This window comes from Hallella mizrahii, from assembly GCF_009695775.1.
In the GTDB taxonomy this organism is placed as follows: domain Bacteria; phylum Bacteroidota; class Bacteroidia; order Bacteroidales; family Bacteroidaceae; genus Prevotella; species Prevotella mizrahii.
The window spans coordinates 42,530-63,945 of record NZ_VUNG01000005.1; the positions used below are offsets into that span (position 1 = coordinate 42,530).

General features: G+C 50.5%; 19 protein-coding genes and 2 pseudogenes. 10 read left to right on the top strand and 11 right to left on the bottom strand.

The window, feature by feature from the left end; genetic code table 11:
* Positions 1-5 precede the first annotated feature (5 nt).
* The 6 genes from FYJ73_RS03515 to truA are packed head-to-tail and all read left to right on the top strand — an operon-like array spanning position 6 to position 7,663.
* Positions 6-572 (top strand): 1-acyl-sn-glycerol-3-phosphate acyltransferase, encoded by a 567-nt coding sequence (locus FYJ73_RS03515; RefSeq protein ID WP_154533334.1) that lies wholly within the window; start codon positions 6-8, stop codon positions 570-572.
* A gap of 37 nt (positions 573-609) precedes the next feature.
* Positions 610-3,501: a golvesin C-terminal-like domain-containing protein gene (locus FYJ73_RS03520; protein ID WP_154533335.1), complete on the top strand. Its 2,892-nt coding sequence runs from the start codon at positions 610-612 to the stop codon at positions 3,499-3,501.
* 47 nt (positions 3,502-3,548) lie between these two features.
* Positions 3,549-3,881, top strand: coding sequence for a hypothetical protein (locus FYJ73_RS03525; protein WP_154533336.1), 333 nt, complete (start codon positions 3,549-3,551; stop codon positions 3,879-3,881).
* A 27-nt stretch (positions 3,882-3,908) separates the two neighbouring features.
* Positions 3,909-6,080, top strand: coding sequence for a YgiQ family radical SAM protein (locus FYJ73_RS03530; protein WP_235899203.1), 2,172 nt, complete (start codon positions 3,909-3,911; stop codon positions 6,078-6,080).
* Positions 6,010-6,885 (top strand): hypothetical protein, encoded by an 876-nt coding sequence (locus FYJ73_RS03535; protein WP_235899204.1) that lies wholly within the window; start codon positions 6,010-6,012, stop codon positions 6,883-6,885. The genes FYJ73_RS03530 and FYJ73_RS03535 overlap by 71 nt, the downstream gene beginning before the upstream one ends.
* Before the next feature lie 49 nt (positions 6,886-6,934).
* Positions 6,935-7,663, top strand: coding sequence for a tRNA pseudouridine(38-40) synthase TruA (gene truA, locus FYJ73_RS03540; RefSeq protein ID WP_154533337.1), 729 nt, complete (start codon positions 6,935-6,937; stop codon positions 7,661-7,663).
* Positions 7,664-7,684: 21 nt separating this feature from the next.
* Here the strand turns inward: truA and FYJ73_RS03545 are convergent, their stop codons facing one another.
* The gene (locus tag FYJ73_RS03545; protein ID WP_154533338.1) at positions 7,685-8,602 is read right to left on the bottom strand and encodes an EamA family transporter; all 918 of its coding nucleotides are present in this window, start codon (positions 8,600-8,602) and stop codon (positions 7,685-7,687) included.
* A gap of 494 nt (positions 8,603-9,096) precedes the next feature.
* Between FYJ73_RS03545 and FYJ73_RS03550 the strand changes: the two genes are divergently transcribed.
* A complete protein-coding gene (locus FYJ73_RS03550; protein WP_154533339.1) occupies positions 9,097-9,705 on the top strand; it encodes an HAD family hydrolase in 609 nt (202 codons plus the stop codon).
* A gap of 86 nt (positions 9,706-9,791) precedes the next feature.
* On the opposite strand, the gene FYJ73_RS03555 is transcribed toward FYJ73_RS03550, so the two are convergent.
* The 5 genes from FYJ73_RS03555 to FYJ73_RS03575 form a co-directional block, all read right to left on the bottom strand.
* Positions 9,792-10,220 carry a DUF4186 domain-containing protein gene (locus FYJ73_RS03555; protein ID WP_154533340.1) on the bottom strand — a complete coding sequence of 143 codons (429 nt, stop codon included), beginning with the start codon at positions 10,218-10,220 and terminating at the stop codon, positions 9,792-9,794.
* A 9-nt stretch (positions 10,221-10,229) separates the two neighbouring features.
* On the bottom strand, positions 10,230-11,402 hold the full coding sequence (locus FYJ73_RS03560) for an iron-containing alcohol dehydrogenase (RefSeq protein WP_154533341.1): 1,173 nt from the start codon (positions 11,400-11,402) through the stop codon (positions 10,230-10,232).
* Positions 11,403-11,539: 137 nt separating this feature from the next.
* Positions 11,540-12,343, bottom strand: coding sequence for an MBL fold metallo-hydrolase (locus FYJ73_RS03565; protein WP_154533342.1), 804 nt, complete (start codon positions 12,341-12,343; stop codon positions 11,540-11,542).
* 12 nt (positions 12,344-12,355) lie between these two features.
* Positions 12,356-13,120, bottom strand: coding sequence for an SDR family NAD(P)-dependent oxidoreductase (locus FYJ73_RS03570; protein ID WP_154533343.1), 765 nt, complete (start codon positions 13,118-13,120; stop codon positions 12,356-12,358).
* A gap of 27 nt (positions 13,121-13,147) precedes the next feature.
* Complete coding sequence (locus FYJ73_RS03575) at positions 13,148-13,507, bottom strand: DUF1304 domain-containing protein (protein WP_235899205.1); 360 nt, start codon at positions 13,505-13,507, stop codon at positions 13,148-13,150.
* Positions 13,508-13,656: 149 nt separating this feature from the next.
* On the opposite strand from FYJ73_RS03575, the gene FYJ73_RS03580 reads away from it, so the two are divergent.
* The 3 genes from FYJ73_RS03580 (at position 13,657) to dapA (ending at position 15,978) form a co-directional block, all read left to right on the top strand.
* The gene (locus FYJ73_RS03580; protein ID WP_154533344.1) at positions 13,657-14,079 is read left to right on the top strand and encodes a hypothetical protein; all 423 of its coding nucleotides are present in this window, start codon (positions 13,657-13,659) and stop codon (positions 14,077-14,079) included.
* Positions 14,079-14,813 (top strand): M15 family metallopeptidase, encoded by a 735-nt coding sequence (locus FYJ73_RS03585; protein WP_235899206.1) that lies wholly within the window; start codon positions 14,079-14,081, stop codon positions 14,811-14,813. The genes FYJ73_RS03580 and FYJ73_RS03585 overlap by 1 nt, the downstream gene beginning before the upstream one ends.
* A gap of 277 nt (positions 14,814-15,090) precedes the next feature.
* Positions 15,091-15,978, top strand: a complete 888-nt coding sequence (dapA, locus tag FYJ73_RS03590; RefSeq protein WP_154533345.1) for a 4-hydroxy-tetrahydrodipicolinate synthase — start codon at positions 15,091-15,093, stop codon at positions 15,976-15,978.
* A gap of 144 nt (positions 15,979-16,122) precedes the next feature.
* Here dapA and FYJ73_RS03595 read toward each other — a convergent pair whose 3' ends face one another.
* The 5 genes and pseudogenes from FYJ73_RS03595 to FYJ73_RS03615 form a co-directional block, all read right to left on the bottom strand.
* Positions 16,123-16,983, bottom strand: a complete 861-nt coding sequence (locus FYJ73_RS03595) for an N-acetylmuramoyl-L-alanine amidase-like domain-containing protein (RefSeq protein ID WP_154533346.1) — start codon at positions 16,981-16,983, stop codon at positions 16,123-16,125.
* A gap of 33 nt (positions 16,984-17,016) precedes the next feature.
* A complete protein-coding gene (locus tag FYJ73_RS03600) occupies positions 17,017-17,973 on the bottom strand; it encodes a DUF4421 domain-containing protein (RefSeq protein WP_336509568.1) in 957 nt (318 codons plus the stop codon).
* A 119-nt stretch (positions 17,974-18,092) separates the two neighbouring features.
* On the bottom strand, positions 18,093-19,076 hold the full coding sequence (locus FYJ73_RS03605) for a Gfo/Idh/MocA family protein (RefSeq protein WP_154533348.1): 984 nt from the start codon (positions 19,074-19,076) through the stop codon (positions 18,093-18,095).
* A gap of 216 nt (positions 19,077-19,292) precedes the next feature.
* Positions 19,293-20,531 (bottom strand): annotated as a pseudogene (locus FYJ73_RS03610) (ABC transporter permease).
* A gap of 5 nt (positions 20,532-20,536) precedes the next feature.
* Positions 20,537-21,322 (bottom strand): annotated as a pseudogene (locus FYJ73_RS03615) (ABC transporter ATP-binding protein).
* Between the last annotated feature and the right edge of the window lie 94 nt (positions 21,323-21,416).

The following is a 21,416-nucleotide window of genomic DNA, read 5'->3' on the forward strand; positions in this document are numbered from 1 at the left end:
CGATTATGATTCAACAGTTCTGCAATTGGCTTCTCGTCAAACGAATGAAATGGACCATCGAGGACCAACAGCCGCTCCCCGAGAAATGTATCATTTGTCTGGCACCGCACACCAGTAATTGGGATTTCATCATGGGTCTGCTCTATATGTTTTCCCGTGGCATACGCATCAATTTCCTGATGAAGAAAGAATGGTTTCGATGGCCGCTCGGACCTATCTTTCGCTCCATCGGAGGCATACCTGTCTTCAGAGCCAAACACTCCCATATGACCGATGCGCTCGCTGACGCAGCGATGAAGAATCCTATCTTCCGACTATGCATCACGCCGGAAGGCACACGCTCGCTGAATGCCGACTGGAAGAAAGGATTCTATTTCATTGCGCAGAAAGCCCAGATTCCTATCCTGCTCTACTCTTTGGACTATGGCAAGAAGCTCATCAAATGCGCTGACAGTTTCATACCCCAAGGCGATATCGATGCCGATATGTTGAGGGTGAAACGCTATTTCATCCATGTGAAGGGCAAACACCCTGAGAAATTCACAACAGGACTGCCAGAAGAAAACAACTGACACCCTGCTCTCATACATCAACCATTTTCTTGTAGTAATGCTATATAAAAGTTATTTCGTTTTTGCTCTGTTGCTTTTCCCTGGTACGCAGACCTTTGCACAGAATGCTGTTTATCAGGAAAAAGCCAAGAAGGATTTGAATGCATACTTCGTCTCATATCAGGCAAAACAGACTGACTTTTCCAGTCAGCCTCGACTCAAGGAGCTGCGCATCGACGATAAGCAACGGAAGGTTACCGTCGTACCAGACCCTTCCTTCGCTCAGCAAGAACTCAACGATAAGCAAATTGGCAAAATCTACAAGAAAGTTCGACATCTGCTTCCAAAGGTTTACCGCGACTACGACCTCAGCATCGTCGTTTCGGGATTGCCGCTTGAGAACTATGACACAGACTTTACCTCGCTGTCCGGCAATTCGCTTTGGGGAAAGATCCATTACGACGGCCAGCCTTGGGTCAGCAATGCATCGCGCCCCTTCCGTATTACCCATGGACTTTATAACCGTCATCTGGTAGTGTGGGCCTCGCATGGCCGCTATTATGACGCGAAGAAAGGACAATGGCAATGGCAGCGTCCGCCGCTGTTCGGCACTTGCGAGGATCTCTTCACCGAGACGATCGTCCTTCCTTATCTCATACCTATGTTGGAAAATGCGGGAGCTGTCGTATACACACCGCGAGAGAGGGACTTGCAGACCGAAGAGTATATCGTGGACAACGACGGTGTCAACGCTCCCGGATACTCCGAATCGGATGGTGGCAAACAATGGTACAACTGTCCGCGGTCGGGCTTCGCATACCGACTGGGCAACTATGTCGACGGGCAAAACCCCTTCAAGGACGGTACTGTCCGGATGGCGAAGACCACAAAAAAAGGTGATGGCACCTACACGCTATGGCAGCCCAGATTCCATAAGGCGGGACGCTATGCCGTGTATGTCAGCTATCAGACGGTCGACAAGAGTGTGGACGACGCGCATTATGTCGTCTTCCACAAAGGACAGGCCACGGAGGTGCGCGTCAACCAGCAGATGGGCGGCGGCACATGGGTCTATCTTGGCACCTTCGACTTTGGAGAGGGAAAAAGTATCGACAACTGTGTCATGCTCACCAACCAGAGCAAGCGCCGAGGCGTTGTCACCGCCGATGCCGTGCGCTTCGGTGGTGGTATGGGCAATATCTCACGTGGCGGTGTCACCAGCGGATTGCCACGCGTCCTGGAAGGCTCCAGATATTTCTGTCAGTGGGCGGGTGCTCCTTATAATATATATAGCAGCCGGGGAGGTACCGACGACTACGCCGATGACATCAACAGCCGCTCGCGTATGCTCAACTGGCTGGCAGGGGGCTCTGTCTATGTACCAACTGTTGAAGGCGAACACGTGCCCTTCGAGTTATCGTTGGCCGTTCACAGTGACGCTGGCTATGCACCCAACGGCAAAGACCTCGTTGGTTCCCTGGCCATCTGCACCACTAACTACAACGATGGTCAACTTTCCTCTGGACTCACACGGCAGGCTTCCAAGATGCTGGCCAAGGACCTTCTCGACAATCTCACGCGCGATCTTACTTATAAATATGGTAATTGGGCCAGACGATACATTTGGGACCGCAACTATTCCGAGACCCGTGTGCCCGAAGTGCCCTCGGCGATCCTTGAGATGCTGTCACACCAGAACTTCCCCGACATGAAGCTGGCTCAGGATCCACACTTCAAATTCACCCTCGCCCGATCGGTCTATAAGACGCTCGCCCGCTATGTCAACACAATGCACGGACGCCCCACGATCATCGAGCCTCTGCCGCCCAAGGATCCTGCCGTCACCATCAACAACCGTCAACAGGCACACGTCTCATGGGTAGTGCAAGACGATCCGCAGGAGCCATCCGCACATCCCGACTATTTCGTCCTCTACACAGCCATCGGAAAGGGCGGTTACGACAATGGGCAGAAAGTAAAGACCACATCTGTCGACCTCGACGTGAAGCCTGGCGTGCTCTACAGATTCAAGATCACAGCCATCAACCGTGGCGGCGAGAGCTTCCCCTCTGAAGAAATTGCCCTTTTCACTCAATCGGGATCTCAGAAAAGCATTCTCGTCGTCAATGGCTTCCACCGACTCTCAGCCCCTACCGTCATCGACAACAACAGCCAACAGGGCTTCGACATGAAAGATGACATAGGAGTAAGCTATGGGCCGACGATCGGATGGCTGGGCTATCAGCAGAGTTTCAACAAGAGCCGCATTGGACGCGAAAGCTCTGACGGACTCGGATATACCGACGAGAGCCTTGCCGGAAAGGTCATCGCAGGCAACAATCTCGATGCATCAACAGCACATGTCGAGGCCATTGCTGGTTCTGGGAAATACAATGTCGTCAGCTGTTCCTCCCACGCTGTGGAGACCAGACGGGTGGCACTCCATGACTTCGATGCCGTCGACATGGTGCTGGGACTGGAGAAATACTCTCCCGACGCATTGGTCTACGACAAGACTTTTACCGACAACATCCAAAAGCAACTCACAGCCTACACCAAAAGTGGTGGTAAACTCTTGGTTAGCGGAGCCTATGTAGGAGCAGACATGACGGGAAGCAAAGAATCAGACTGGCTGTCCGGCACGCTGAAGGTCAACTACTCTGGCTCACTCAGAACCGACACCTTGCAGGGAGTCAACGGGCTGCAACAGAACTTCGACTTCTATCGCACTCCCAATGCCGACCACTATGCGGCTACACACGCTGATATTCTTCAGCCTGCCGATGGTGCCGTCTGCGCCATGCAGTACAGCAATGGCTATTCCGCGGCCGTAGCCTATAAAGGCAATGACTACCGCTCCTTCACGATGGCCTTTCCCTTCGAATGCATTATCGACAAGAACATGCAACGACGCTTAATGACCGGCATCCTGAACTTCCTGTTGAAGTAAACAACATAACCATTACTCTAAAGAAGTTAATTTCAAAACAATACATTATGAAAATACAAGCAAACCATTCCGGTACCCGCAGTATCGAGATCAGCGAGAAACATTTTAAGACCATAGAGAAATACTCTCTCTTAGACAACCTCGTTGACAGTAACGGCATCATAGACGAGCCCGTTCTGGACAAGTTGAAGTTCAACGTGCGATCAATGTTGGAGTCAGAGACCATGAAAGACAACGACCTTCTTGACCTCTGCTTGGATGTCATCTACAATAATAATATGAAGGCGTTTGGCCTACAGCAACTTGTCGAAGCCTACAAGCAATGGAAGGCAGCCCAACCAGCGGCAGACGATAACGATCCGCAAAACGTCACCGACTAAACAATAGTTCTGACACATAATTACGATATGACGCAGAAATATCAGCTGACAGACTTCCTACCCACAACACGCAAGGAATGCGAGTTGCGTGGGTGGGATGAGCTCGACGTGATTCTCTTTTCCGGTGATGCCTATGTCGACCACCCTTCGTTCGGCGCGGCTGTCATCGGCCGTCTCCTTGAAGCTAAAGGCTATAAGGTGGCCATAGTCCCCCAACCCGATTGGCATGGTGACTACCGAGACTTCAAGAAACTTGGACGGCCACGTCTTTTCTTTGCTGTGTCAGCCGGTGCTATGGACTCCATGGTCAACCGCTACACGGCCAACCGACGTATGCGGCACGATGATGCTTACAGTCCTGATGCACGCCATGACATGCGACCGGATTACCCCAGCATCGTTTATACCAAGATTCTTAAGCAGCTCTTTCCCGACGTGCCCGTAGTCTTGGGCGGAATCGAAGCGTCCATGCGACGGCTCACCCACTACGACTATTGGCAGGACCGGTTGATGAAATGCATCCTCTGCGACAGCGGGGCGGACATGATCCTCTATGGCATGGGGGAGAAAAATACGATACAGCTCTGCCATGAGCTCGAAGAGGGACGCAACATCAAGGACATCCATGACATCCCACAAACGGTCTATCTCTGCAAGCAGGAAGACATCCCGGGAGGCATCAGCGACGACGACATCGTGCTCCACTCTCACGAGGAATGTCTGCAAAGCAAGAAAGCTGAGGCTGAGAACTTCCGCCATATCGAGGAAGAGTCCAACAAGATGCACGCCCAGCGACTGTTACAGGCTGTCGACGGCAAGTTCGCTGTTGTCAATCCTCCCTATCCTCCTCTGACAACGGAAGAGGTGGACGAGGCTTACGACCTGCCCTACACGCGGTTGCCGCATCCCAAATACAAAGGCAAGACGATACCAGCCTACGAGATGATCAAGTTCTCGATCAATCTACATCGCGGCTGTTTCGGCGGCTGTGCCTTTTGTACCATCTCAGCTCATCAGGGCAAGTTCATCGCCTGCCGCTCCAAGGCGAGCATCCTTCGCGAAGCACGTCAGGTCATTGCCATGGACGGCTTCAAAGGATACATCTCGGATCTCGGTGGGCCGTCTGCCAACATGTATGGCATGGGCGGACGCAACAAAAAAGCCTGTGAGCACTGCAAGCGGCCCTCGTGCATCAACCCTCAGATCTGTCCCAATCTCAACACGGATCTCTCACGCCTGCTTGACATCTACCATGCCGTCGACGCGTTGCCCGGTGTGAAGAAGAGTTTTATCGGCAGTGGCGTGCGTTATGATCTCTTGCTCCATAAGAGTAAGGACGAGAAAGCCAACGAAGCCGCAAGACAGTATACCCGGGAGCTTATTACTCGTCATGTCAGCGGACGCTTGAAGGTTGCCCCCGAACACACCTCTGACCGTGTATTAAAACTCATGCGTAAGCCATCATTTGAGCAGTTCTATGAGTTTAAGCGCATATTCGACCGTATCAACAAAGAGGAGGGGCTGAAAGAGCAGATCATACCTTATTTTATTAGCAGCCATCCGGGCTGTCAAGAAGAAGACATGGCAGAGCTTGCTGTCATCACCAAAGATTTGGACTTTCACCTTGAACAGGTGCAGGATTTTACGCCCACGCCGATGACCGTCAGCACCGAAACATGGTATACAGGCTACGATCCTTATACTCTCGAACCGGTCTTCTCTGCCAAGACACCACGTGAGAAGCTGGCGCAGCGGCAGTTCTTCTTCTGGTATAAACCCGAAGAGCGGCAGTCTATTGAGCGTGAGCTGCGTCGTATCGGACGCCCCGACTTAATAAAGAAACTCTACAACGGTGCTCCCTACCGCGGTCATGTTCATTACGACAGCAAGGCCATCGGCAGCACACCCGAGGAAGCCGCTCATCAGCCAAGCGGCAGAAGAGACCGCAACCAAAGACATCACGACAACAGACAACCCTATAGTGCGAAAGTCAATGGGGAAAGAAAATTCGAAGACAAGCCTTACGATAGAAGAAAATTCGACGACAAGCCTTACGATGGTAGAAGAAACAACGAAAGACGGAGCAGCGACAAACGGAATGGCGGCAAACGAAACAGCGATCAACGCAATGACGACAAGCGCAAATCGTTCAACCCTAACTTCACGCCCAACGGCAAGTTCAAAGGCCGTCGTCGTTGAGCAAGCGCTCACCGGCAAGCACTCACCGGCAGACTGTGAGGATGGCATCGTCGTGGCAGACAACTATATTGCTGTCATCGACGGCAGTACGAGTAAAACACCAAAACATTACCATCCGACCATGCGCAATGGACGTTATGCCATGACGCTCATTAGCAACTTTCTGCGCCAGGCTCCTGCCTCGCTAAGTGTCACCGAGTTCTGCAACCGTGTCACGCAAGTCATCCACCAGGCTTATCCTTTGGATGACTCACAGCCTCGCCGCTCGCCCGAGCAACGGCTGTGCGCCAGTGCTGTGGTCTGTAGTCTTCTGCGAAAGGAAATTTGGATGATCGGCGACTGCCAGTGCATGGTCGACGGACACCTCTACACCAACGACAAGCCGTCGGAAGCAACGATGGCTGAGGAGCGCAGCCGTCTCTTCCCCACCCTGCAGACAGAGCATCCCGACATGGTAAGGGACGGGCGAATCGTCCACGACTATGCACGTGACGCCATTCTCCCGAAGCTCATCGCGAGCATGCAAGGCGAGAACCGCACCTATGCTGTCATCGATGGCTTCGACATCTTCATGCCGGGTGTCAAGGTGATCACGTTGAGACAGGACGAGCCTCACGACATCGTGTTGGCGAGCGACGGTTATCCCTTTCTCCGCCCCACACTAAAAGACAGTGAGAATGCCCTGAGAGAGCAGATTGCCAACGACCCTTATAATATCCACACGTTCAAAGCCACCAAAGGACTCATGCAGGGCAACGTGTCCTTTGACGATCGGGCATTGATTAGATTCAGATTAAGTAAATAGTCAGATTAGATTAAGCAAATAATCAGATTAGATTAAGCAAACAATATATATGAGAATATTCCTTTGGCTGAGTTTCGACGGCACAGCTTACCATGGCTGGCAAATACAACCCAACGGCATGTCAGTGCAGGAAAAAGTGCAGCAGTGTCTGAGCACATTGCTCAGTCAACCGATTGCAGTGACTGGAGCCGGACGCACAGACGCCGGCGTCCACGCCCGTACAATGGTTTGTCACTTCGACATCGACAAGGAGCTCAACACTGACCAACTCTGCTACCGCCTCAACCGAATCTTGCCACGCGACATCAGCTGCGGGCGTGCCGAGCATGTTAGTGATGAGATGCATGCACGCTTCTCAGCCAAACGACGTACCTACCGTTATTTCATTCACACACAGCGCGATCCCTTCCTCCGTCACTACTCTGTGGAGACCCACTGGAAACTCGATTTCGAGATGATGAACGAGGCCGCTCTGTGGCTCACCACCCAGAACGACTTTAAAGCTTTCTGCAAGGCTGGTGCTGACAACAAAACCACGCTCTGTCAGGTCACCACAGCCCAATGGGTAAGCACGTCACCAACGACGTGGTATTTCGAGATTGCCGCCAACCGTTTTCTCCGCAATATGGTGCGGGCTGTGGTGGGCACGCTCTTCGAGGTAGGCCGTCACCGCATGACACTGGAGCAGTTCCGAGAGGTGGTGGCCACTGGCACTCGCTCCGATGCCGGTGAGTCGATGCCTGCCCACGGGTTGTTTCTTTGGGACATCGAATACTAAATCCTTCGCTTAGTCAAAGGTCTATTTACTGCCGATATAGAGAAATACCATACCGAGCAGCACGAGAGCCAGATCAAGTGCCTTGGCCTTGAGATTATGCTCATGGAAGACAAGGGCACCAAAGAGAAAGCTCACCAATACACTGCCACGGCGAATCATCGACACGATGGAGATCATCGCACCCGGCAGGCTCAGCGCATAGAAGTAGACAAAGTCAGCAGCACAGAGAAAGACACTGATGCCGATGATCGACCAATGCCAGCGAAAAGGTGTAGTTTTCTTATGGGTAGGCCACCACAGCAAGAGTAGCATGACAAGCATCAACCCCATCTGATAGATGTTGTACCAAGACTGCACGGCCATGCGATCTATGCCAATGCCGCCGGCCGCCGGTGATGCCATCAGATATTTGTCATAGAGTCCACTGATCGCACCCAAAACAGCAGCGAGCACGATAGCCCATATCCATCGGTTGTGTTTGAAGTCGATACCCTCACGCCGTCCCGAACGGCTCAGCATCAGGAAAGAGGCCACAGCTAACAGCACACCTATCCACTGCCACACGTTGAGCTGTTCGCCATAGACAAGCATAGCACCCACGAGCACCATCACCGGGCGTGTGGCATTGATTGGGCCCACAATCGTCAGTGGCAGGTGCTTCATACCGAAGTAACCAAAGATCCAACTAGACAAAACAATAAAACTCTTCAGGATGATATACTTGTGCATCTCCCATCCTCCTGTAGCAACATGAAAGATGCTCCCGTCAAGACAGGAAGTCGTAGCCGAGAGGATGATGAAGGGCAGGAAGATAAGAGAAGAAAAAACAGTGTTGAGAAACAACACGGGGATTACCGCATTGCCATTGAGCGACTTTTTCTTAAATGAGTCGTAGAAGCCCAACAGGGTAGCGGACATAAATGCTAAAAACAACCACATGGGAATGAGTTCTGTTACTTATTATAGTTATACTCTCAAATATACGGCAAAGTTACAACAAAAATTTAAGGTGAGTGGCATTCTGTACGGAAATAATTGTCTATATCATTCATTACAAACATGATTTTCCTAACCTCATGCCATCATCATATTGACTTCTCATGTTTAGGAAGTAAAAACACACTCTACTCTCAAAACTTAAGTTAGTTACTCCTACCCGGAAATCTATTAGGTTGTATAGAGAAAAGATACAAAAAACAAGAAAAGCAGCATTGGTTTACAAAATGGCAGAGAAAATCTCTTCTTTTTATCTCAAAAGTCTCTATACAAGAGAGAGGGGGACAATGCTGTGAGTAGTTATACAAACAGATCTATGTCGCCAATAATTGTTAAACCTTCTTGTCGTCCGCAAGGTTTTGACTAACTTTGTAGCATAGGAGTCAGAAATAGCAGTTCACTTAGAAAGCAAGAAACACAATAAGATTTTATCGCTGATGAATTACAAAAATATCATATTTGATTTGGGCAATGTCCTTGTCAAGCTCGACGAGGCTGCTACGATGCGTGCGTTTGAGACCTTAGGCTGGCCGAAGAAGGATCATATTCGGGAGTATGCCGAGGGACTAAAGCTCTTCCAAGCAATGGGCGTTGGTCTGATGAGTAATCAACAATTCTTTGATGCTTTCCGCGCGACAACTCATTCCAATGTCACCGACCAGCAGATCACCGAGGCCACCAATGCTATGCTACTATATATCCCCGAAGAGAAAAAAAGCAAGTTGTTGCAACTGAGAAAAGAGGGACACCGTGTTTTTCTGCTCAGCAATACCATTGACCTACACTGGCAATACTGCAAGAAAAATCTTTTCCCAATGGATCATTACGGCGTAGACGATTATTTCGAGAAAGCATTTCTCTCACAGGAGATGCACATGAAGAAGCCTGATGACGAAATCTTTCAGCAAGTCATCAACGACGCAACAATAGATCCCAATGACACGCTCTTCATCGATGATCTGGAGGTGAACTGCGAAGCTGCGGAGCGCAATGGCATCCACGCTTTTCAGAACAAGGATTTCGACGATTGGATGAAGCTATTCTGAAAATCAAACAAGACAGATCCTGCAGTTTGCTCTAAAACAGTTCCGCAGACAGCATTTGGGGCTCACTTCTGAATTTGCTCTCATCACTAAACATCATGCTGCCGCAACCACTCCATGACAATACGTGTGAGATAGATCTGCTCACGCAAAGTCAGAGCACGCCCACGGGGTATACCATGCCACTTCTCCAAGCAGCCACGACAACAGCAGCCCGTGGCGTGTTGGGCGATAAAAGGCGGGAAAATTCCATGGCGCATGGGGGTCTGCTTGCCGTCGTTGGCGATGAAGGCTGGAGCCAGCCGCCTGGCTATAGTCTCTCGCGTGCCCTGCTCTATCTTTTCCCAGCCCTTGTCTTGAATATAGGCCTTGTCCTTGGCATTGAGATAAAACGAGCTGCGAAACTGACTCTTGGCCAGTCGCTCAAAAAGAGGCGAAAGGTTTATGCCCTCCACCTCTTTCTTTATTTTCTCCTCCTCGTCGTCAGTGGCGAAGAGATCGAGTTGCTTATAGGTCATTACATATCATTACATACTCTCATGGAGCACCTCCATGAGTTCGTCGTGGGTAAGCTGATGATAACCGGCATCAAGGAGGAAGGTGCCACGGGCAATGCCTTCAAGCATGTCGTCGGTTGTACCAATGTCTTTCAGTGTCAGGGGCAGTCCAATTTCCTGCATCCAAGCCTTCAACGCGTCGAGACCCTCATTGGCAATCTGCTCGTCGCTCTTACCCTGCGGGCTGATGCCCCACACGTTTTCAGCAAAGCGCACGAATTTCTTCAGTCCGAACTTCATGATCTTGCGATAGTAAGCCAGCGACACGGCAGCAAGCGTATAGCCGTGGGGCGCATGTGTCCAGGCACCAACAGAGTGTCCGATCATGTGCACTTCCCAGTCCTCTTTCTTGCCCTTGTTGATGAGTCCGTTGAGAGCCCAGGTGGCAGTCCACATGATGTTGCTGCGGGCCTCATAGTCCTTCGGATCCTTCACGGCTTTGCGGGCAGCGACGATAAGACTATGCATCAAACCCTCAGAGAGATAGTCCGATGTGTTGTCGTCGTCATCGGAGAAGTATTGCTCCAGGATGTGGCTCATGATGTCGAAGATACCAGCCTTCATCTGCTCTACGGGCACGGTCAGCGTGAAGTTGGGGTTGAGGATGGAGAACTGTGGCAGGAGCCGCTCGTCGTAGACGTGCCCCACCTTCAGCTTGGTGTCGGCATCGGTGATGACGGTTCCGGCATTCATCTCACTACCGGTTCCAGCCATCGTCAGCACGCATGCCACGGGCAGAATCTGTTGACTCTGTGGTGGGTTCTGCTGTTTCAGATAGAAAGCGTCCCAATAGTCGCCTTCGTAGTGAGCGCATGCTGCCACAGCCTTGGAGTAGTCGCACACACTGCCGCCACCCACGGCAAGGATGAGATCAATCTGATGTTTGCGGGCGATGTCCACACCCTCGCGCAACTTGGCCAGTGTAGGGTTGGACATCACTCCAGGATTCTCAACCACGGTCTTTCCAGTCTCCTTGATCACAGCCATCACCTCATCATAGATACCGTTGCGCTTGATACTGCCACCACCATAGTTGAGCATGAGGTTTGGGCCGTATTTCTTCAGTTCTTCTTTTAGGCCGTTGAGACTGTCAGGACCAAAATAGAGTTTGGTCGGATTGTAATAAACAAAATTTCCTTTCATTGTTGTTGATGATTAAGGGGTTGTTATGACGCCTATATATAAATAGGTGTAAGATGTTATAGCATTCCAGAAATTCGGCATGAGAAGATGACCGGCAAGTTGCAAAGAACAGATTTAAGAAAACGATGGCTCCAGCATCACTCCAGCATGATTACCTCCAAGTCATCGGGTACAAAGACCTGTCCGTTATAGACACTCTTAGCCTCACGTGTATAGAGTTCTTTTCGCGTATCGAGCGTTTCCTCCTCGGTATGATAGAGGATGAGATGTTGTGCGCCGAGTTTCTGTGCATTGCGTGCAGCATCGAGAGCCGTACTATGGTGTTTCTCATAGGGTTTGAAGCGCTCGCGGTCGGCATACAGGCAGAAGGCCTCACTCATCAGCCAATCAGCGTTCGAGGCATAAGAACGGCACGCATCATTGAAGGGCTCGTCGCCCAGACAGACGAGCTTACGGCCATCGGGAAGGAGGGCCGTGAAGCCAAACTGTTTTTCTTTGGTAGAGTGGATATCGAAACACTGCAACTGCATGTCGCCCACCTGAAAGCGGTCGCCGTCCTGAAGTTCGTGGAAGACGATGCGATCAGGCATCTTGTCTGTCTGTTTCTTGGGCAGTAACGACTGACAGAAGAGGTTGAGCAGACCGATGACACGCTGGTGGCTGAAGATATGGAGTTGCTTTGGGCGGTCACGCTGCAACGTCATGCGTATAAGCCAGATGGCACCAAGAATATGGTCGGTATGGGCATGAGTGATGAAGAGGTAGCTGATGTCGCCGCGGTTGATCCCCGCGAGCCTCAGCTGAGTCAGGATGCCATTTCCTCCGCCGGTGTCCACCAGCAGACGAGTCCCGTCGGAGCTTTGGAGCACAAAGCAAGTATTGAAACAGCGGGAAACGAGCGCGCTGCCCGTCCCCAACATGGTAATAGTTGGTTTACTCATAGCCTTTACCTGTCATTTCTCACGATGAATGACGGTGCCATTGGCCTGATGGGTGGCAAGGACGAGCACCTCTGCGATCTGTACGTGCTCCGGTGCATTGGCTGCATAGAAAGCTACGTCAGCAATGTCATCGCCGGTGAGTGGCTTGATGCCACGGTATACATTGTCGGCGCGCTGGGTGTCGCCATGAAAGCGCACATTGGAGAAGTTTGTCTCCACGAGACCGGGCTTGATGTTAGTCACGCGCAAGCGGGTATCTGCCACATCGATGCGCAAGCCATCAGTGATTGCCTTCACGGCTGATTTCGTGGCACAATAGACATTACCGCCGGCATAAGCGGCATCACCCGCCACACTGCCTATATTAATAATGTGTCCCCGGTTTCGGCTGACCATACCAGGCACGATAAGACGCGTCATAGTCAGCAATCCCTTGATGTTGGTGTCGATCATCTGATCCCAGTCATCAAAGTTGCCTTGATACTCTGGCTCCAGTCCGCGAGCCAATCCGGCGTTGTTGATCAGCATGTCGATATCTTTCCAGTCGTCGGGGATGCTCTCCACGGCCTTGCGTGCCGCCTCTCGGTCTCGTACGTCAAAAGCCAAGGTCAGCACTTCTGTACCATCAGTCTCCAGACTTCTTTTCAAGCTGTCCAGTTTCTCGCCGTTTCTGCCTGTGATGATGATCCGGTATCCTCCCCGTGCGAAGCGCTTGGCGCAGCCCTCACCAATGCCACTAGTGGCTCCGGTGATCAATACAATTCTTTTATTGCTCATAGTTTATGATTAATGATCGTTTTCGTCTCACCCCATGAAACTCACTGCCAAAGCCATAATGGCTGGTCCTCCCTGCTTGAAAAGAATCTTCGGGTTGCTGCTCAATGCCCCAAAGAGTGCCACAAGGATGACATACCCCAGCAACAGACGCTCCCAAAGCATGTCATAGCTGAGAGCAGCATAGGCCAGCATCACGGCCAGCAATCCATTGTAGACTCCCTGATTTTTCAGCAAGGTGGAGATATGGTGATCGCTCAACTCGTCAACATCGATGCCGAACGTCTTGGAGGTATGTCGCGATGTGGTGGCAAATGTCTCTAAATACATGATGTAGAGATGCTCGGCGGCAACAAGCAGAGTGAGAATGACAGTAAGAGAGTTCATCATAGGAGCTTCTTTTTATTGCAAAGATAACGCAAACAAATGAAACCGCAAAGAAAAACGTTTCTTTTATAGCTAAAATATCAATTTGATTTTATATCTTTGCAGCAGACCACTGCAATGTGATCAACAGTAAACAACAAACAGATAAAGGTATGAAAAAGACGTTATTTCTTTCGTTCTTCATGCTTCTCTCTCTGAGCATGAGTGCCCAAAGTACCAAGTCCACAGAGACGCGACGCGATGCCTACGGCAACATCATCGGCACGGTAGAGACAACAACCGACAGCCGTGGCAACCAGCAAACGGTTTACAAAGATAAATACGGACATGTCACCGGACGCAGCTCCACACGCACCGACGGCAACGGGCGCACCACTACCACCTACCGCGATCCCTATGGCAACATGACTGGGTCAAGTACTACGCGCACCAACCAAAAGCGCACAGAAACTATCTACAAGGACCGCTACGGACATATCACAGGATCGAGCAACTCACAAACCAGCGGCAAGACAACCACCACGACCTATAAGAACCGCTACGGCAACGTCACGGGAACCAGTACAACGAGATAATGAAAAGAAAAAAGAAAGTCATTGTAATTCTTATCGTACTGATGGGTCTGACACGCCTCTGCGTGCAAGGACAGACGTTACGACAGGACTTGTATCAGCTCCAGTCGTGGCAGGCAGGATGCGTGGTCAGCACCGAGGCTGTCAGACACTACGGCCTCGCACGTTGCTTCCGGGCTGATGCAATCCCCGACGCTGTCTTCGCCCGCATGCGCGGCAGCTCCTTCCCACCCGGATGCACCATAGCGCGGTCTTCGCTCCGCTATGTCCGTACGCTCTACGTAGGATTTGACGGCCACACCCATATCGGCGAACTGGTGTGCAACAAATTGATTGCCGCAGACCTGGTCGCCATCTTCCATGAACTCTATCAGCAGCGTTATCCCATCGGAATGATGCGCCTCATCGACGACTACCATGCCAGCGATGAGGAGTCGATGCGCGCCAACAACACCAGTTGCTTCTGCTACCGCGTGGTGAAAGGTTCAGCCAAACTCTCGAAACATGCCGAGGGGCTTGCCGTCGACATCAATCCCCTCTACAACCCCTGCATTCGCCGCAGCCACGGCAAGACGACGATACAACCTGCCACAGCCTCACGATATGCAGATCGTTCAGCGACGTTCGCCCATAAGATCACGCGCGGCGACCTGCTTTACAAAGTGTTTACCGCTCATGGCTTCCGATGGGGAGGGGCGTGGCGCAGCGTGAAGGACTACCAACACTTTGAGAAATAAGATATCTTGTCTTCAAGCCCTACTATATATATTGGAGATTCTTATGACTGGCCTATGGCTCTGTGCAAAATATAAAAGCCATAAAAGAAAGCATAGTTGACTGTTATGACAAAGGTTAACGATGACAGAATGAACTCAGCTTTTATTAACATAAGGAAATTAGCAAACAAACTATAAAGGATTTATCTTTTTCTTTTGCAATATGAAGAAAAAAGAGTAACTTTGCAAAAAGATTGTAGCAATATCGTCATTAAGCAACAAACAACAACTATTTGTTATGGCAAACAATATTTTCAAAGGTCTGGGCATCGCCCTCATCACTCCTTTTACTACTCAAGGAGAAGTGGATTATCCCGCACTCGAGAAGCTGGTGGCTTACCAGCTCGACAATGGTGCCGACTTCCTGTGCATACTTGCAACAACGGCCGAAGCCCCTTGTCTGACGAAAGAGGAAAAGGACAAGATCACGGAAGTGGTGAAGCGTGTAAACAACGGACGCGTGCCTATCCTAAAATATTGTGGTGGCAACAATACGGCCGCCGTCATAGAAGAGATGAAACAAACCGACTGGAGCGGCATCAGCGGCATCCTGAGCATCTGTCCTTACTACAACAAACCGTCGCAGGAAGGTCTCTATCAGCATTTCAAGGCCATTGCCGCCGAAAGCCCGCTACCTCTCGTGCTCTATAATGTTCCCGGACGTACGGGCGTAAACATGAAAGCCGCCACAACGGTGCGTCTCGCCAAGGACTGCCCTAACATCGTAGCTGTGAAAGAAGCCAGCGGCAGCCTGGAGCAGGTCGACGAGATCATCAAGAACAAACCCGACAACTTCGATGTCATCAGCGGCGACGACGCCCTTACCTTCTCCATGATTGCCAGCGGAGCAGCCGGTGTCATCTCGGTCATCGGCAACGCACTGCCCAAGGAGTTCTCACGTATGATCCGACTGGAGTTCAACGGCGAATATGAGCCAGCCCGCAAGATCCACCATAAGTTCACCGAGCTCTACTCCCTGCTCTTCATCGACGGCAACCCAGCCGGCGTGAAGGCCCTGCTCAACGACATGGGCATGATCGAGAATATGCTCCGACTGCCACTCGTACCGACCAACATCGAGACAAAGCAGAAGATGGCAGATATCCTCAAAGGACTCAGACTGTAAGACACTCCACACAGTTTCACAATACAAAAAAAACGGAGGCAAGAGAGATAATGACAACTCTCTTGCCTCCGTGCTTTTTTGTTTTGTGACGTACTATTTTCTCACAAATCCTATACCTTATTAAAAAATGGGAAATCTATTATACTACAAAGCTCTCACGACTCTGATTCCCGTAAACGTCGGGTGCTCCATCATGTAAGTACGAAAGAGCTTGGGCTCTTCGACAACACGATGACGGATGGCTGAAGCGTTGAGCAGATGTAGACCATCCCCATGCCACACGGCAATGCCGAGATGGCTGGTGTCCAGTCCTCGCTTAGAGGTGAGAATGACGATGATGTCGCCATTGTGAATAGTGGATCTCAACAACGCGCTGTTGTCCAAGGCTGTCTTAGGAATATAACGATAGGTGTGACCCGATATGCTGTCTTCCATCTTTCTGATCTCGCCAATCCAGTTGGGATGAGCCCTGAACATGGGATACGCTAAGGGATGTGATGACATATAATTCACACTGACCAATTGTTTCGCAGTGAACGGAGGCACCGGTCCCTGCAGGTCAATGACCAGTCTCTTTCTCACGTTCTGATTGATCCAATAGGTGAAATAGTGCTGACGGGTAGGATAAGACACGATGCCGTCGCGATAGCGGATCAGTGCCAGCTCTTTGCAGAAATGAGTAAAATCCGGAGTCTTCCGTTTCATGCAGTTGGAGAGTGCCAGGACCGTCTCAACCAATGTTGTGCAGTCAAACTGCCGCAGATTCACCACAAGTTGCTCCTCCTTGTGCTGATCAAGTGTCTTGGCCACATAAGGCAAGCCTATGAGTTGCCGGCCAAAGAACAGCATGTAGTTGGAGTCCCGCACCTCGCGATGTGCTTTTCTGAACAGTTTCATGACCTTTACGGAATCGCTGCGCCAATAGTCGATCCGGGCAGCATGAGTCTGCCCTACTCCAATGAAGAGCAGAGTGAAGAGCAATAAATATTTAAGTTTCTTTTCCATCTTATACAACATTATCTTGCATGGTATTGTTTTCTAACGTTTCCCAAAGTTAAAACCTACATAGAAATAGAGGTTTCCGAAAATATTATTGGTGTAGAACTCTTTGCGATGATAGGTGATAAACTGCCAAACGGAACTGCATCCGGCAAACCACCTGTTGTTGTTCCACACGACAGAGCTTCTCACGATACCATCGATATTGAGGTTACGGAAATCGAAATCCAGGAAATCCTTCAAATTCGAAGACTTCACCTCATTGGTTGCGCGCTTATATGCCAGGCAGGCCTGCGCGGAGATATCGAACAAGAAGTTGCGCGCAAAGACCCAGTTATAGGCATATCCTCCGGAAATATTGTAGGCAGAATAATCGATATTACTGAACGTCATCGAAGAGTCCAGCTCCGCTACCGCCTCCGTTGAAAGTCTGCTGGAAGCAAGTTCTTTGAGAGACGTCCAATTGATATTGAGGCTATGCTTGGTGTATCCGATGCCTGCAATGACACTTCCACAAGAGCGTTTCTGACGCGTACTCTGTGCGTAAGCTGCTGGATATGAGAATTTTCGATGATTAAATATATAGTAGAGGTTAAAGCCTTTGATGGAAGAACTCAAGTCCTTGAAGTCTACATTCTTCATAGCTGAAGTATCGAATTTCTTTCCGAGATCGATGCCTGCAATATGATAGTCATTGCCCGACTTGCGGTAAAAGAGATCCACTCCTATCTGATTGCTATACAAACTCAGGTTGAAGTCCTGTTTCTTGTCTGAAGCTCCTAAATGTACCAAGTCAACGGTATAGCCCAGGAATACCCATCTCCAGCCGAAATAAGGTCCTAACTTGTACGAAGGATCGGGAGAGAAAAAATATTCGTGTCCGTTTTTGTTTCGTATGTGATAGCTTTCAAACGTGTTGGTATTTTGAACCATCGCCGCCCAATTGTAGTGCTGCGGTTCAATATATGAGGTGTCGATGCTCGAAAAATTTCTCACGATTTTGCGCACGCGGCTGATCTTGTGCCGTGTGGAATCACCACATTCATCGCCCCACGACATCAGGGCAACTATACAGAATAGAAAAAGAGAAACGTATCTAAGCATCCACATCTACATCAGAACTTACCAAGGATACGGTCCATCACCCAGTTGACCGGTGTGGCACTCACGCTGGTACACTCGCATTCCGCCTCCCCCTGCAAGTGGCGGATCACCTCCCGGATAATAGGCAACTGTACATAGGAGGGATTTGGGACTACATAGCTGACATTACCCTCGCTGGTGACAACATGGATGGGGTCGTAGTTGTAGACCGAGAAATAGAGCGATCCCTTGTCGCCGACGACCGTGATTCGGTCTTCCTTTGCACTTTCATGCCCTACAAAGCACCACGACGCACTGCCCGGTATGCCCGAGGCAAAGATAAAGGCGGCACTGATCGTGTCCTCTGCCTTATAGAGATGAGCACGATTGGCGGGATAGCCATGGGCACGCGTGATGACGCCAAAGATATGCTGAAGGATATCCAACTGGTGCGGAGCCAGGTCATAGAAGTAGCCTCCACCTGAGATGTCGGGCTGCAGACGCCACGGCAAACTGTTGACGGCACGGTAGTCTAGGTCACGTGGGGGTACGGAGAATTGTATCTGCACATTGAGTATCTTGCCCAACGTGCCATCGTTGATGATCTCCTCCACCTTTTGGAAGTAAGGCAGATAGCGGCGATAATAAGCCACAAAGCAGGGCACGCCAGTCATCTCACTGATACGGTTGATACGCAGGCAATCCTCATAGCTCGATGCCAAAGGTTTCTCGACATAGCAAGGCTTATGGGCCCGCATGGCCATGATAGCAAACGTAGCATGGCTCGAAGGTGGTGTGGCTATATAGATGGCATTTATATCCGGATCGTCGATGAGTTGCTGGGCATCAGTATACCACTTGCGAATATGATGACGCTCGGCATAGGAACGGGCCTTGTCCTCGTTGCGGCTCATCACCGCCTCGACATGCGATCCCTCCACGACGTTGAAAGCGGGACCCGACTTTTTCTCCGTCACCTCGCCACAACCTATGAATCCCCAACTGATCTCTTTCATAACATTCTTTTTTGCAAACTTACAAAAAAAAACGCAAAGCGCAAAAGGATACATCCAATATTAAGTTTGTAATGTCAAAATCGACTGCTCCTTTCCGATGTCATAACATTGAGGACAAAACAGAGAAAGTCAGCTGTCAAAAAGTAGAAACGCTATAAAAGCATAACGACCGCCACGCAAACTCGTGACGGTCGTCAGATGACAATCAATCAAAGGTTACTCGTAACGGATAGCCTCTATAGGATCCAAGCGTGCTGCCTTCTTGGCAGGATACCATCCAAAGAAGACACCCGTGAAGGTACAGACAGCAAAACTCATGATGATGCTCCACAACTCTATATAGATTGGCCAGTGAGCAAACATCTTCACCGCATAGCTGGCCCCTATGCCGAGCAATACGCCAATGATGCCACCGGTGACACTCAGCATGATAGCTTCTATAAGGAACTGGTTAAGGATGTCCACGCCTCGTGCACCGACACTCATGCGAAGGCCTATCTCGCGGGTACGCTCAGTGACACTGACATACATGATGTTCATAATGCCGATGCCGCCCACAATCAACGAGATGCCGGCCACACAGCCCAGCAGGATGGTCATCATGTCGGTGGAGGAGTTCATCATCGTGGAGAGCTCTTCTTGCGAACGGATGTTGAAGTCATCATCATCACCCTCAGAAGTGTCTGTGGCATCCTTGAGCTTGTGGTTACGACGCAGGATGGAGGTCATCTCCTCCGTAGCCTTGTCAGTGACATCCTCGGTAATGGCTGAGGCTTGTATCTCACTCAGATAGGTCTGTGCCAGGATGCGTTTCATCACTGTGGTATAAGGTGCCAGCACCAGATCGTCCTAGTCCATACCCATGGAGTTGTAGCCTTTTTTCTTCAGCACGCCGATGACACGAAAAGGAATGGTGTTGAAGCGCACCACACGTCCCACAGGGTCACTACCGTCGGGAAAAAGATAGTCCACCACAGTCTGCCCAAGAATACACACCTTTGTCCCCGCCTTGATATCCTGGTCGGTGAACATATCACCGTCACTGACACTCAGCTGACGTATGTCGAGGTACTCCCGGTTGACACCGTAGAGAGTAGACTGTGTGTTGTTGTTGCCATAGATAAACTGTCCCGAACTGCTGACCACGGGACTGATGCCCTTGATGTAGTTACACTCATCGCGCAGCGACTCATAGTCCGAAAGCTTCAGTGTCTGCATGGCCGACGGATCTTGTCGTACGCCACCGCGCATGTCAGCACCCGGATGGATCATGATCATATTGGAACCCATCTCTGCAATGTTGGCCTGAATGCTTCGCTTCGAACCTTGTCCGATGGCGAGCATCGTGATGACCGATGCCACGCCAATGATGATGCCCAGTGCCGTAAGAAACGACCGCAGCTTGTTGGCCATGATGGCACGCAGGGCTATTTTGAAAAGATTGGTATAGTTCATGTTTCCTATTCGTCGGTATTGGCCGGAAGGGCGGCAAGGCCCTGGGCGGCACTTTGTATATGTGGACTATATTCGTCGCTGATGACGTGTCCGTCGCGTAACTGGATATTGCGGCAAGAATAGTGCGCAATATCGGGGTTGTGGGTCACGAAGATGATCGTACGTCCCTCGGCGTAGAGTTTCTGAAAAAGTACAAGAATCTCAAACGACGTGCGGGTATCGAGATTACCCGTCGCCTCGTCAGCAAGAATCACGGCAGGATTGTTGACCAGGGCCCGGGCAATGGCCACACGCTGCATCTGACCTCCCGACATCTGGTTGGACTTGTGATAGAGTCTGTCGCCCAGTCCCACAGCCTTCAAGGCTTCTACCGACCGGCGGAAGCGTTCTTGGGCCGACACGTCGGGATTGTACATCAGCGGCAACTCCACGTTCTCCACCGATGTAGTCTTCGGCAACAAATTATAGTTCTAGAAGATGAAGCCGATCTTGCGGTTACGCAATACGGCGCGCTGGCTCTTCGACATCGTACGCACGGAGACACCATCGAGAAAATAGTCTCCGCTTGAGGGGGTGTCGAGACAGCCGAGCTGATTGAGAAGCGTAGACTTTCCCGAACCAGACTTTCCCATGATAGTGACAAACTCACCCTCATAGATCTTGAACGATACTCCACGCAGGGCATGCACCGTCTCGTCGCCGACAAGGAAGTCACGCTTCACATCGCGCAACTCTATGACGACTTTTCGCTTGTCGCCATTGCTGATATCTTTTTGATTATTGTTGTTCATTGTGGATTTTCTGTTTTGTTGAATCCATTCATCAATCAACATTGAGTGTTCAACATTGCGTTCAATCATCATTCAACATTGAACACCCAACATT

Coding starts and splice junctions, on each gene's coding strand:
- FYJ73_RS03515 (WP_154533334.1), top strand. CDS start 6: ATGATTCAACAGTTCTGCAATTGGCTTCTCGTCAAACGAATGAAATGG.
- FYJ73_RS03520 (WP_154533335.1), top strand. CDS start 610: ATGCTATATAAAAGTTATTTCGTTTTTGCTCTGTTGCTTTTCCCTGGT.
- FYJ73_RS03525 (WP_154533336.1), top strand. CDS start 3,549: ATGAAAATACAAGCAAACCATTCCGGTACCCGCAGTATCGAGATCAGC.
- FYJ73_RS03530 (WP_235899203.1), top strand. CDS start 3,909: ATGACGCAGAAATATCAGCTGACAGACTTCCTACCCACAACACGCAAG.
- FYJ73_RS03535 (WP_235899204.1), top strand. CDS start 6,010: ATGACGACAAGCGCAAATCGTTCAACCCTAACTTCACGCCCAACGGCA.
- truA (WP_154533337.1), top strand. CDS start 6,935: ATGAGAATATTCCTTTGGCTGAGTTTCGACGGCACAGCTTACCATGGC.
- FYJ73_RS03545 (WP_154533338.1), bottom strand. CDS start 8,602: ATGTGGTTGTTTTTAGCATTTATGTCCGCTACCCTGTTGGGCTTCTAC.
- FYJ73_RS03550 (WP_154533339.1), top strand. CDS start 9,097: ATGAATTACAAAAATATCATATTTGATTTGGGCAATGTCCTTGTCAAG.
- FYJ73_RS03555 (WP_154533340.1), bottom strand. CDS start 10,220: ATGACCTATAAGCAACTCGATCTCTTCGCCACTGACGACGAGGAGGAG.
- FYJ73_RS03560 (WP_154533341.1), bottom strand. CDS start 11,402: ATGAAAGGAAATTTTGTTTATTACAATCCGACCAAACTCTATTTTGGT.
- FYJ73_RS03565 (WP_154533342.1), bottom strand. CDS start 12,343: ATGAGTAAACCAACTATTACCATGTTGGGGACGGGCAGCGCGCTCGTT.
- FYJ73_RS03570 (WP_154533343.1), bottom strand. CDS start 13,120: ATGAGCAATAAAAGAATTGTATTGATCACCGGAGCCACTAGTGGCATT.
- FYJ73_RS03575 (WP_235899205.1), bottom strand. CDS start 13,507: ATGATGAACTCTCTTACTGTCATTCTCACTCTGCTTGTTGCCGCCGAG.
- FYJ73_RS03580 (WP_154533344.1), top strand. CDS start 13,657: ATGAAAAAGACGTTATTTCTTTCGTTCTTCATGCTTCTCTCTCTGAGC.
- FYJ73_RS03585 (WP_235899206.1), top strand. CDS start 14,079: ATGAAAAGAAAAAAGAAAGTCATTGTAATTCTTATCGTACTGATGGGT.
- dapA (WP_154533345.1), top strand. CDS start 15,091: ATGGCAAACAATATTTTCAAAGGTCTGGGCATCGCCCTCATCACTCCT.
- FYJ73_RS03595 (WP_154533346.1), bottom strand. CDS start 16,983: ATGGAAAAGAAACTTAAATATTTATTGCTCTTCACTCTGCTCTTCATT.
- FYJ73_RS03605 (WP_154533348.1), bottom strand. CDS start 19,076: ATGAAAGAGATCAGTTGGGGATTCATAGGTTGTGGCGAGGTGACGGAG.